This window comes from Bacillus sp. S3 (genome assembly GCF_005154805.1).
Lineage (GTDB): Bacteria > Bacillota > Bacilli > Bacillales > Cytobacillaceae > Neobacillus.
This window is the reverse complement of sequence record NZ_CP039727.1, coordinates 1,035,516-1,048,186: the sequence shown is the minus strand read 5'-3', so window position 1 is coordinate 1,048,186 and position 12,671 is coordinate 1,035,516. Positions and strand designations below refer to the sequence as shown.

The following is a 12,671-nucleotide window of genomic DNA, read 5'->3' as shown; positions in this document are numbered from 1 at the left end:
CCCCTGCCAATTCCTGCGTTCTTCCGAATTTCCCCTCTTCTTCTTTTTCTCAAACCCACTAAGCGTTACTTTTTCTTGCTGATAGGCCGATCAGACTCTTTCCTTTCCAATAGGCCGCTCCCATTGCAGCCAAAAGCAGGATACCTGTTACAACAAACACGATTTGCACAGGGAAAATGCCGCCAATGAAACCGCCAATCATCGGGCCCATCATCCCGCCGATCTGGTTGGCGGTTTGACTTAATCCAAATGCCCGGCCGCGGAAGTCCTCCGCTGTTGATTTCACAACAAGACCATTTAATGCAGGATACACCGCACAGAAAAAGACACCAAATACAAATCGGATCATCGAAAAGCCAATTATTTCGCTGAATAGAATTTGTGCCAGCGTGCCAATCCCGCCGCCAAGTAAACCTATCACGAGTACGCGATGAAATCCTACTTTATCAGCCCACCTTCCCCAGACAGGTGCAAATAAAGCACTGGCAATCCCAGGAAGGGAAAACACGATACCCGCCAGCAGTGAAGCCTTGTCCACTGAACCGCCCAATTTTACAATATACAAAGGAAGTACCGGCTCAATCGTCATAATAGACCCCGCGGTAATGATGGTTAAGAAAAGCACCAGCATCAATGGCCGATTGCTCCAGGCTTCTTTTATATCATTTTTGACAGAACCTCGCTTTTTGCTTGGCGTAAAATTCTCCTCGGTCACCCAAAGGATGACGAGAATCGTCGAAATCAAAGTGAAGATCCCAGCACTGCCAAAGGCCCAGCGATTGCCGACCAAATGGGCAATCCCCCCTCCTAGAAGAGGTCCGACAATCCCGCCTGAAGCGGATGCGGTTGAAATCATTGACAACGCGTAGCCTACTTTTTTGCCCGGTGTATTCGTCCCAATTAAGGCAATCGCTCCAGGAATAAATCCAGTTAATAGTCCTTGGGAAATTCGCAAGGCCAATAACTGATAAGGATTGGTTACAAAAGCGGTTAGAGTGTAGATGATAAATAGACAAAAGCCGGCCCGGATAATCATCGGTTTTCGTCCATATTTATCAGCTACACTCCCCCAGAATGGTGAAGCGATGGCTCCAGCAAAGAAAGCAGCGCTGAATAACAATCCTGCCCACATCTCAACATGTTCGGTGACACCAATTTGCGGAAGAAAAATGGGCAAAAACGGAATCACCATTGAAAAGCTTGCTGATGTAAAAAAGACTCCAATCCACAGCACCCATAAATTTCGTTTCCAGCCTTCCATGTTAATCCCTCACCTGCGTATATCCTATATAATTTCCCCCTAACTTTAACACAAATGTGGAAAAAAGGAACGTTTAGTGTCCCGAAATACATGCCCATATGATTTTTTGTAAAAATATCTTATAAGAACAATTTAATTACGCAGCAAATCCAATTGGACACGACCTTGATTGCTCTGGCACCGACCTTCTTGATGAAAAAAGCCTTTATTGTTGAAAAATCAAGTACAGCTCCTAACATTCAGCCATGGACTTTTATCTTAATTGGAAATAAAGTAAAAAATTATCTATTTTTTGTAAGAAACTTCTATATAATAGATTTAGATAGGAGCACTACAGTCTATCTAGTGCTCCATTTTTATTCGATAAAAAGAGGGAGGCGGAACATTCAATGTCTAATGATAATGAGGTTTTGTTAGATAAAGGAAAACAAAAGGATCCAAAAATGAAAGTAGCAAGGAAAGAAGGAGAACCTACTCCAGCTTTCATAGGTGCTTCTTGGGCTGCGCTATTAGTAGGTGTTGCGGCATATCTCATAGGTTTGTTTAACGCATCTATGCAATTGAACGAAAAAGGGTATTACTTTGCAGTTTTAATATTTGGACTCTATGCAGCGGTATCTTTACAAAAAGCAGTAAGAGATAAGGATGAGGGAATACCTGTTACTAATATTTATTATGGGATTAGTTGGTTTGCACTTATTGTATCTATTTCATTAATGGGTATCGGTTTATTCAATGCAGGAAGTATTGATTTAAGCGAAAAAGGATTTTATGGTATGGCTTTTGTTCTTAGTTTATTTGCAGCCATAACGGTCCAAAAGAATATTAGAGATACACAAAGGGCTAGAGAAAGAGATTGATTTATTTTCTCTGGATTTGACTGGAGGCTAATTCAAATCTAGGGTGTACGACGTTCTAACTCGATTACCGTTATAATAAGATCAAATATTACAATCGGGTGAATATGTGGAATTAGAAAATTGAAACGACAGAAATCTGTCGTTTTTTTAGATATCAATATAGCAAATCCGATTACTAATTTATGCTCATGACTGTTCATTTACCGTATGAGAGCTCGTTGTCCCTTATTGGTCAAGGTAACTCCTTTTCATTTACCGTTCAAGTGCCCTTTTTCCCTCTTCGGTCAATGTAACTCCTTTTCATTAACCGTTCGAGTGCTCTTTGTCCCCTTTCGGTTAATGTAACCCCTTTTCATTTACCACAAGGCCACAATTTTTTCTTTTTCGGTCAATGTAACCTCTTTTCATTTACCACAAGGCCACTATTTTTTCCTTTTCGGTTAATGTAACCCGCTCGAGCGAAAATCTTTTAGATAAAAATTGGACATTTATGAACAACCTGGTAAAAATAAGGATATAAGGAACCTGTTCGAATCAAGCATAAATTGACAGGATTTTTGTTCAGATTGCTAGTAGGCTAGAATCAGGGAGTGAGCGATATGGGATGGGTCGAATCGTTGCAAAGGGCAATCGACTATATGGAAGAGCATTTATTAGAGACAATTTCTATGAAAAAAATTGCGAATCAAGCCAATGTCTCGGTATTTCATTTTCAACGTACTTTTGCAATTTTAACAGATATTACGGTTGGTGAGTATATTCGCCGCAGACGATTAACTCTCGCTGCGCAAGAACTCTCACATACTAACAGTAAAATTATAGACATCGCCCTGAAATATGGCTATGACACTCCTGAAGCTTTTACCAAAGCATTTCGGAGGCAACACGGGATTACACCTAGCCAAGCAAGAAATTACCGTGGAATGCTGAAATCGTATAACCGCCTGATGATTCAGGTGAGTCTGAAGGGAGCAGATCCGATGAATTACAAAATTGTCGAAAGAGAAGGTTTCCAAGTTGTTGGCGTCAAGAGAGAGTTTTCATGTGTAAATGGGGAGAATCTAATTGGCATCCCAAAAATGTGGGATGATGCTAATACCGAAGGGACCAGCGATTTACTAATCCAGTTAAATAACGGGGAAATCAAAGGACTTCTGGGCGTATGCGTCGAAAATACAGATCAACAATCACCATTAATCGATTACTGGATTGCTGCTGAATCCGTTGGGGACGTTCCTGAAGGTTTTTTGACGCTTGAAATCCCGCCATCGAAGTGGGTTGTTTTCGAGGTTCACGGTGCGATGCCCGATGCTATCCAGAAGGTATGGAAGCAAATCTATTCAGAATGGTTTCCTTCCAATCACTATAAGCCTGCCGGTACTCCCGAATTAGAAGTCTATTTTGAGGGAGATCCGTGGAGCACTGATTACTATTCCGAAATTTGGATTCCATTAATGGAAGAACTGAAGTAACTATAAGTTTTTTGCCTTTGGCCTCATGAACCGCTCATGAGGCCTGCCAGTTTGATTATTCAACGCCTTCATCCAAAAGCCAAACTCAGACTTAAGAACCTTTGACCTTCACCACTTTATGAATCGCCGGATACAAAACATAGCCAATCCATACCCCCAGCAAATTTAAGATCAAATCATCAATATCCATACTGCCCCGCTTTGTCAGGTGTTGAGTCGTTTCAATTAGAAGAATAATCAAGCCAGGTATAAAAAACAGCTTAGGTCTCGATGGGTTTTTGGATAATAAAAGGGTAACGACACCAAACGGGACGAAAAGCAAAACATTAGCCGTGATATTATAAAAAGCAACGAAAAATTTCCCATTCCCTGACAGAAAACCTGCAATTGTTTTAAATGGAATAAGATTAATTTGACCATAATCCTGATTTGACGGACGGAAAAATAGTAATACCAAAAGGCCGAAACTATACACGATTACAATGCTAATAATGATAGTTTTTGAGATAGGGATGGTTTCTTTACGCGCAAAGTAAACCACAAAAAACACAAGTATTGTTACACACAACCAAACGACGGCCAGAACAATAGGATGTAGATAAGATAATAGCCGTAACCAGATGGGGAATAGAGCCATAAATATAAGTTGGGATAATCCAATCGATAACCAAAGTGATTTGTTTTTCATCGTAACAATCAGCGCCACTCCTTTTATGGAAAAAAACTACAGTCCACTTCTTGATTATACACAAGGCGAACAATGGCTGTCATCATTCGCCTAACTCCCAATATAAAAAGAACCCTGGACTTTTCCGTCTCAGAGTTCTCTTCAATATAAACCTATATGGTTTTTTAAGGAGTTACTTTCGCCCAACCAATCCCCAATATACAACTAAACTAAAAGCTGAGATTATGGATAAAATTAATAATATATTGCTATACATGGATGCATTTGCAATGTGGATATATCCCAACAAATTAGTTTTCATAGAAGCTGAATCCATCATCGCAGCTGTATAGGCAATACCAATTGAAGCGGCTACATTCAGAACGAGATTATAAAAGCCTACCGCTGTGCCGGATTTTTCCTTGGCAATTGTACTTACACATGAATCAATCATCGGTGCGTACATGAGTGCAAATGAACTAGAGAATAGTATCATTGAAAAAACAAACACGACCACTGAACTTTGGATAAACAATCCACCTAATAATACACTGACAGTAATGCCAGCCATTGCTATAATAATCGATTGCTTACTTCCGAGAAATTGAGCAATTTTTCCAGAGAGTGCACCAACTGTGGCAGATAAAACATACGCTGGAATCAATAATAAAGAAATCGTATCAAGTTTCAAACCATAAATGTTTTCAAGCAAAAATGGAAATAGAAATATATACGCTAATTGAACCGAGTAAATTACAAACGCTACAGCAAGCAGTGAAACAAACCGTTTATTTTTGAAGAATGAAATATCAATGAATGCCTTGGCGTTCTTGCTAATATAAGCAAGAAATATAAAAATCGCCAAAATAAACACCAGTAAATAAATCCAATTGAAGTTTGAAATATATAACATTAGAAACGCAGCAATAACACCTACAAGGAACAAGCCAATAACATCAACAAAGCCAGCCTTCCCTGTTTCCTTTGGAAGATATTTCAAGATAAAAGGAAGAAGCACGATGGTGATAAGAGCAACTAAAAATAGGCTTGTCCAATGTAAATATGTTGATACATAACCACCTGTCAATGAACCAATAACAAGCGATAGGGCGTAGCTGCTCGTACTAAATCCCAAAAACTTCTTTTGTTCATTTTGAGGTAAATGTTTCGTAACAAAAATTACGTATAACGTTTCTGCTGAAGCCAACCCGGCTGTTTGAATGATACGTGAGATAACTACAAGCACAAATGAATGTTGAAGCACATAGCCCATTAATGAACCCACACAAATTAGAATAATTCCCACACTTAATAATCTTCTAATACTAATGGAGTCAGCTAAAGCAGCATACACGACGGCTCCAATGCCGATAACAAGACCAGCCAATGTTGCTTGCCAGCTGACTGTTGTTGCAGAAATTCCAAAGTCTTTGGCCATATCTACAGAAATAATTTTAAATGAATTATCAATTACCAAGCACAAAACAAACAATAATAATAGAACTGGCACAGCTTTTTTTATCGTAACGTCTTGCGCTTCGGATTTATTCATACTAAAGGTAGTCATGTACTACAATTCATCTCCCTCTTGCCCAAGTTGCTAAAATCCTTAAGAAATAATGTGAACTTCTTAAGCAAGCTCCAAGGCAATTTCCATCATATTCGTAAACGCTGTTTGTCTTTCTTCCGTTGTTGTTTGCTCATGTCTAAATATATGGTCACTAACGGTTAAAATGGTCAATGCATTCACTCCCGCGTGAGCTGCATTCATATACAGTCCTGCTGTTTCCATCTCCGCACACAAAATGCCCATCTTACTCCATCTTTCTAAAGCTGTTTGGTCCGCATTATAAAAGAAATCACTGGAAAGGACATTTCCTACATGAACAGGAAGACCTTTTTCGTCTGCTACTTTCTTTGCTTTCTCTAAGAGTGCAAACGAAGCTATATTTGAATATTGCCCCGGAAGATTGTATTGCTGGACATAGTTAGAGTCAGTTGATGCCCCCATTGCAATGACAATATCATACAAGTTCAATTGGTCTTGGATCGCTCCACATGAACCAATCCGAATTAAATTTTTCACTCCAAAAATATGGATGAGCTCCCATGAATAAAGGCTCATACTAGGTGTGCCCATACCCGTTCCCATAACAGAAATTCTTTTTCCTTTAAATGTTCCAGTATATCCATACATATTACGTACGTCATTAAACTGGACGACATCCTCCAAATAGGTATCGGCGATAAATTTTGCCCGTAATGGATCCCCTGGTAAAAGAATCGTTTCCGCTATTTCTACACCATTTGGTTTAATATGAGGCGTTTCTCTTAATTCATTTGTACTCATGTTCGTTCTCTCCTTTTGATTAAATGAAATAAACTACATTAACTCTTGTTTCCGCTTCCAATTACTACAAGGATTCCCCTTTTTAAACAACGTTGTATAGTTGTATAAAAAGTTGTATATAAATTACACAACCAAAGAATAGCATACAATTGTTCTGTTAGCAATAACTATTTTATTGTTAGGTTTTCCGTATTTACACACAAAAAAACAGTATATTTCAGAAAGAAATATACTGTTTGGCTATTTGGAAAAATTCCTATTTTGCTGCATTAATTCTGATTTGACTGAACTCTTTTGGAATATAGTATTTATTATAGACAACCGGATATTGGTCACTTATATAAACACTTTCGAGGATTAAATCACATTCCTCACCTTTAAAGAGTTGATATTTTTGTAACATTTTATTCACGGCAACGGATCGTTTGATTTCAATAGTTGAAGAATTGGCAAGTTCATATACCTTCTCTTCAAGCATCGCTAATAATTGCATGTCATTCTGCAGATCCAAATTTAGTTCAGTCACGGTTTCGACTGCCATCATTGTAAGGCTATAGGCTACTACTTTTTCCCCACTTTTATACCAGCGTTCGAAAGCAACTACGGCAGCCATCTTTTTCTGTAATACTTCCTCTGCATAGTCGCTGACTAAATCAATTCTGAAATTCAGTTCCACTTCATCGATTATTTCTGAATGACATTTGTAAAGCGGATTCCCCACTTTCTCGAGGCCAACTGTTCGATGGTTTTGATGGGATTTCGTAATAAAGTTCCCTTTCCCATGGACATTCCTGACCAAGCCATCATCTTGCAAAAGAGCCAAAGCCTGTCTCAACGTCATTCTGCTTACACCCAATCTTTTAGCAAGTTCAGGTTCCGTCGGCAGCCTGCTGTCAGGAGGAAAGGTCCCCTCCATAATTAGTTTATATAGCTTATCGTAGACCATTATGTATAATGGCTTTTTTGATTTATTCAAATCCTCATGATTGAAATTCATGCTTCCTCACACCTATTTTGGTTTTATCATAAATGATTATCACCATTATACCGTATTCATCCGTGGATTGTTTTCAGGGTCTATGATTTTTATATTATTTATATTGGGACATTATTTCTAATAATTAACGAAAGAGTAATATCTAATTCATATTTTATTAATAATATGAAGTTATAGTATTTAGTAGCGGGGATAGCATGCGTGGCTATCATGGTATTTGGCGAAGGCGGAGCCGGTACTCAGTCCTTTGATTTAAAGGGACTTGGAAATAAGCTTCTTTTTACCTTTCGTTTAAATGATAACTCATAATAATAAGCTCTCCTTTTGTCCCCATCCTTCTTCCACCCTTCCTTAATGTATCCACATTTGTTATTTTTTCCGTATCACAGGCAGAATTAAATAGTATTGTAGAAATGTAAGTTAACATTTTAGCATGATTTTGGTAAAATCATCTAAAAGTGAGGGGGATTCTCAATGATTACATTTCCGCATTTAAGAGATGGAGCACAAATTGGTGTAACGGCACCGTCTTCGGGCGTAGAAGATGAATTACATGAATTGGTCAAGCTTGCACGCAGACGATTGGAACAAGATGGTTTTCGAATTACCTGCGGCGATACTGTTTGGACACAAAATAAGGCTAAGTCCGCTTCTAAGGTAATACGAGCAGCCGAATTTAATGAGATGATGGCTGACCCTGAAATCGACATCATCATGCCCCCTTGGGGTGGTGAATTATTAGTAGAAATTCTCGAACATATTGACTTTGAAAATATTAAAAATAAATGGGTGTTAGGATACTCTGATACTAGCAGCTTGCTTCTTGCAATAACATTGAAGACAGGAACCGCAACCGCTCACGGAACTAATTTAATTGATTTACGCGGGGAATATTCCGATGCAACGACGGCCATGTGGAAATCTGTTTTATCGACAAAGACGGGAGAATCAGTACTTCAGAGGTCCTCAGATTACTATCAAAAAAAGTGGCAGCATGACAATCCCTCTCCATGTGTTTTTCATTTAACTGAAAAGACTATGTGGAAAACTATTTCAAATCAAAATGTGAAATTCCACGGCCGTTTACTTGGCGGCTGTATCGATATCATTAGACATTTAATCGGTACACCATTCGGTGATATCCAGAGCTTTAGAAAAAAACATATTAACGATGATCCTGTTATTTGGTATTTGGAGAATTGTGAATTGAATACGACTGACCTTCGAAGATCATTGGTGCAAATGAAATTAGCCGGCTGGTTTGAGCGTTGTTCAGGCCTAATGTTTGGCCGAAGTCCAGCGAATACTCCCGTCGAAAACTATACAGTTAACGATGTATATCAAGACCTTGCCGATGAACTCGATATACCGATTATCTATGATATTGATTGCGGCCATGTTCCACCGCAAATTACCTTTATTAATGGTGCATATGCAGAGGTTATGGTTACAGATGGGAAAGGAACCGTTTTACAATATTTTCGTCCGTAATGGATCGAGCATGGTCTACACATTCACATTATTTTAGATTTTCTATCATATCCTAAGGACATACATTAATGAGGAGGACCATGATGTTTTTATCCTATCCCATTCTTGCTGCGCTTTTAGGAATGTTGATTGCCCAATTCGTAAAAATCCCTATCCACTTTATTGTCGCCGGAGAATTAAAATGGAGTCTGATGTTTAGTACAGGTGGTATGCCTAGTTCTCATACAGCAACAATCATTTCGTTGACTACGGCCATTGGGTTAACATCCGGACTTCAATCAAATGAATTTGCCATTTGCGTAATCGTATCATTAATTGTTATGCATGATGCCACTGGGGTTCGAAGACATGCAGGCTACCATGCGGAAGTGTTAAATACATTATTAGCCGATTTTAACCGTCTTATCGAAACCTTAAAGGACCCAAATTTAAAGAAGACAGAATCCAGAGAAAAGCTAAAAGAACTATTAGGTCATCAACCAGCAGAGGTTTTCTTCGGAGTGATTACGGGAATCATTGTTGGTGTGCTTACTTACCAAGTTTATCCTTTTTAATGCTATTCCATCTCTCGTTGGAGGCTGTACGATGTATTAAAACGACAAAAGCAGTGAGATTTCCTTTGAAATCCACTGCTTCTTTGCATTCTTAGTTAAAACCCTGCCGTCATAGTGTCCGGATGGGAGCCAGCACGGCTATCCTGATTTAAAGCATTGATTTTTTCCATATCTTCTGCGGTTAATTCAAAATTAAACACATCAGCATTTTCAATAATTCGATGTTCTTTGATCGACTTCGGAATGGTTACAACGCCATTTTGAAGATCCCAGCGTAAAATCACTTGCGCTACGGATTTATTATATTTATGTGCAATATCTACAAGAACTGGTTCTTCCAAAAGCTGGCCTTGTTTTAATGGTGACCATGCCTCCAGTTGAATTCCTTCTTTTACACAAAATGCTTGAAGCTCTTTTTGGGTTAAATGCGGGTGGTACTCCACCTGGTTAACCATCGGCTTAATTTCTGCAGAACTGATTAAATCTTCTAAATGATGAATTTGGAAGTTACTTACACCAATTGCGCGTACACGCCCATCTTTATAAAGCTTTTCTAAAGCCTTCCAAGTATCTTTATATTTATCTTTACCCGGCCAGTGGATTAAGTAAAGATCCAAGTAATCAAGGCCAAGCTTATTCAAACTCGTTTCGAAAGCCTGTAATGTTGTTTCATAGCCTTGATCCGCATTCCAAACCTTTGAGGTAATAAACAGTTCTTCACGAGCGACGCCGGATTCACGAATCGCTTGCCCGACCCCCTCTTCATTGCCATAAATAGCAGCAGTGTCGATGCTGATGTAGCCGTTTCGAACAGCGGCTTTTACGGACTCAACAACCTCTTCTCCTTCTTTCACTTTAAAAACGCCTAATCCCAACCAGGGCATTTTCACACCATTATGTAACGTCGTTGTGTCTTTTAAACTTGTTGGCATCTCTTTCCCTCCTAAATATGTATATAAACATTTTACCATACAGCTGGAATTCTTTTCATTTTTCACGCACAAGCTGATTGAAAAATAAGATCCTGCCGAGCAGCCTACATGTAAGGATGACCCTTATTCAGATCCCTTATGCCAATGATCCGGTATGCGCAATGAAGCTGGTAATTTCGTATTTTGATCACCCTTAGCAGAGTTAATTTGTGCTTGAGTGAGAAAAAGACTTCCAGTAAGATTAGCCCCGCTCAAATCTGCGTCCCTTAAGTCGGCACCGATGAGGTCAGCCACTCTCATGTCTGCATTTCTCAGATCCGCAGCGATAAGCAGGGCGCCTCTCAGGTTAGCTCCCCTAAGATCTGCCCCTTTTAACTTTGCCCCTAACAGATCGATTCCCCTGCCTATCTTTTTATTTTTCCTAGGCGGAACTTTGGCACGAACGAATTCACTTGTGCGTAAAAGTAACTCATTAACCATCACTCTATGTGAAGGTACATCCAATTCCAAAATTGAGTTCGCGCTTAAATGTGTGAGATTTTCCGTTTCTTGCAATGCCGTCTCTAAATCTCGGGAAATAGGCTGTGTTTCTTTTAAGCTACTTGCCTCATTTAAGTAGTAAAGCATTTCATGAAGCTGCTGCATAATCGGAAATACGTCAAACATTTCCTTTGCGTGTGTGGGGTGATTCCGCCAATCATTCCCGTTATAGGTAACTTGAGACACCTTTTGCCCCGCCCCAAAGCATTCATAGACAGAACAGCCGCGAAACCCCTTATTTCTGAGCTGGTTATGAATCCCGCAACGAAAATCATGTTGCAATTTCGAACAAGGTGTCCCTCCTTCTTTATCAATCGGGAAATCAGCCGATTTTGCATAAGGCAATGCAACACAGCACAATCCAAAGCAATTTTCACAGTCCGCACTATATTTTTTAAAAGTATTATTGTTATTTGTTGATGGATGAGCCATCCTGACACCTTCTTTATAGAACAATCATTGAAATTCATTATACCTTGTTTTCTTGTTTAAGAGGAACAACCGCCGCCGCAGCTGGAGCAACTTGAGCAGCTGGAGCCGCCACTATCTCCGCCGCCTCCATCACCAGAATGATGATCGGAAGAAGCCGAGCCACAAAATACAGCAGCAGCACAGCCGCTTGAATATTGAACGGGATTGGCAAAGGCATATGCTTTCGCGTAGCTCCAATACTCATCAAAATAAAAATATGAATAATACACCATCACCGCCGACAGTGCGGTCATTTCGCCGAAACTTCGCTGCTTCGTAAATTTCCCCTTTTTGTCCTCTTGATACATTTCTTCTGCACTATTTAATTGCTGTTTCATATTGGCCACTAAATATTCAATCGTTTCCTTGTTATCTTCATTAATCATAAAATATTTATCTATTAAAAATTCATCTGTATCATGTTTAAACTCTTTTAATAATTGAAAGTCAAGAGGATGTTTGAAAAAGTTTCCCCATGTTTTCCAGCTATACTGCGTCACTTGAAACAACTGAGAAAATACCCAGTCAAAAAAAGCGCGGTCCTGTGGTGCCGGCTTAGGACTTGTGTTTGGTGTATGATGCAGCATTTTACCCAAAAATTTTTCTGAAAACACTTGATATTTTTGCGTAAATAGAAGCATATCATGCCAGATTTCATCCACCTCTTCACTAAACATCGGCGTTGTCTTTAAGATATTGGCCAATAGGAAATAGCGCTTTAGCTCAAACAGCCGCCACTCAAATTCATCTTCAGTCCGTTTAGGATGCTCCTCTAGAAAACGCCTCTTCACTTGTTGAATATAGCCATCATCTAATGACCTATTTAATTTTTCAAGCAAAGGCTGGATTGGAGCCTGTTCAAGGACACCTAACCGTGCCGGGATATTCTCCTTAGCTAATTTTGGCCGTCTATTTTTAACCATTGCCGAAATACCTGCACTTACCCCAACGATGATTAGACCCCCAACAACCAGCTCAGCAATCATTCAAACTCCCCCTTTTACCTTTGAGACTATTTATTCCCTCATTTTACCATAAATTCTTTCCTTATTACTTCCTTAATAGTAAAAACCAGT

General features: G+C 39.2%; 12 protein-coding genes. 4 read left to right on the top strand and 8 right to left on the bottom strand.

The window, feature by feature from the left end; genetic code table 11:
* Positions 1-58: 58 nt before the first annotated feature.
* Positions 59-1,261: an MFS transporter gene (locus FAY30_RS04870; RefSeq protein WP_149868823.1), complete on the bottom strand. Its 1,203-nt coding sequence runs from the start codon at positions 1,259-1,261 to the stop codon at positions 59-61.
* A gap of 389 nt (positions 1,262-1,650) precedes the next feature.
* On the opposite strand from FAY30_RS04870, the gene yiaA reads away from it, so the two are divergent.
* Complete coding sequence (gene yiaA, locus FAY30_RS04865; RefSeq protein WP_149868822.1) at positions 1,651-2,121, top strand: inner membrane protein YiaA; 471 nt, start codon at positions 1,651-1,653, stop codon at positions 2,119-2,121.
* Between the two features lie 599 nt (positions 2,122-2,720).
* On the top strand, positions 2,721-3,593 hold the full coding sequence (locus FAY30_RS04860; RefSeq protein WP_149868821.1) for an AraC family transcriptional regulator: 873 nt from the start codon (positions 2,721-2,723) through the stop codon (positions 3,591-3,593).
* Positions 3,594-3,684: 91 nt separating this feature from the next.
* On the opposite strand, the gene FAY30_RS04855 is transcribed toward FAY30_RS04860, so the two are convergent.
* From FAY30_RS04855 to FAY30_RS04840, 4 genes are all read right to left on the bottom strand, one after another.
* The gene (locus tag FAY30_RS04855; protein WP_149868820.1) at positions 3,685-4,281 is read right to left on the bottom strand and encodes a VanZ family protein; all 597 of its coding nucleotides are present in this window, start codon (positions 4,279-4,281) and stop codon (positions 3,685-3,687) included.
* A gap of 172 nt (positions 4,282-4,453) precedes the next feature.
* Positions 4,454-5,812 (bottom strand): MFS transporter, encoded by a 1,359-nt coding sequence (locus tag FAY30_RS04850; RefSeq protein WP_223820977.1) that lies wholly within the window; start codon positions 5,810-5,812, stop codon positions 4,454-4,456.
* Between the two features lie 78 nt (positions 5,813-5,890).
* Entirely contained in the window at positions 5,891-6,610 is a 720-nt protein-coding gene (deoD, locus tag FAY30_RS04845; protein WP_149868818.1) for a purine-nucleoside phosphorylase, read from the bottom strand.
* Between the two features lie 256 nt (positions 6,611-6,866).
* Positions 6,867-7,607, bottom strand: a complete 741-nt coding sequence (locus tag FAY30_RS04840) for a GntR family transcriptional regulator (protein WP_149868817.1) — start codon at positions 7,605-7,607, stop codon at positions 6,867-6,869.
* A 474-nt stretch (positions 7,608-8,081) separates the two neighbouring features.
* On the opposite strand from FAY30_RS04840, the gene FAY30_RS04835 reads away from it, so the two are divergent.
* Together FAY30_RS04835 and FAY30_RS04830 are read left to right on the top strand one after the other, a co-directional pair.
* Entirely contained in the window at positions 8,082-9,098 is a 1,017-nt protein-coding gene (locus FAY30_RS04835) for a S66 family peptidase (RefSeq protein WP_149868816.1), read from the top strand.
* Positions 9,099-9,181: 83 nt separating this feature from the next.
* Positions 9,182-9,652: a divergent PAP2 family protein gene (locus tag FAY30_RS04830; RefSeq protein WP_149868815.1), complete on the top strand. Its 471-nt coding sequence runs from the start codon at positions 9,182-9,184 to the stop codon at positions 9,650-9,652.
* Positions 9,653-9,747: 95 nt separating this feature from the next.
* Here FAY30_RS04830 and FAY30_RS04825 read toward each other — a convergent pair whose 3' ends face one another.
* From FAY30_RS04825 to FAY30_RS04815, 3 genes are all read right to left on the bottom strand, one after another.
* Complete coding sequence (locus FAY30_RS04825) at positions 9,748-10,584, bottom strand: aldo/keto reductase (protein ID WP_149868814.1); 837 nt, start codon at positions 10,582-10,584, stop codon at positions 9,748-9,750.
* A 123-nt stretch (positions 10,585-10,707) separates the two neighbouring features.
* On the bottom strand, positions 10,708-11,556 hold the full coding sequence (locus FAY30_RS04820) for a pentapeptide repeat-containing protein (protein WP_149868813.1): 849 nt from the start codon (positions 11,554-11,556) through the stop codon (positions 10,708-10,710).
* 56 nt (positions 11,557-11,612) lie between these two features.
* Positions 11,613-12,581, bottom strand: a complete 969-nt coding sequence (locus FAY30_RS04815; protein WP_149868812.1) for a glycine-rich domain-containing protein — start codon at positions 12,579-12,581, stop codon at positions 11,613-11,615.
* Positions 12,582-12,671 lie beyond the last annotated feature (90 nt).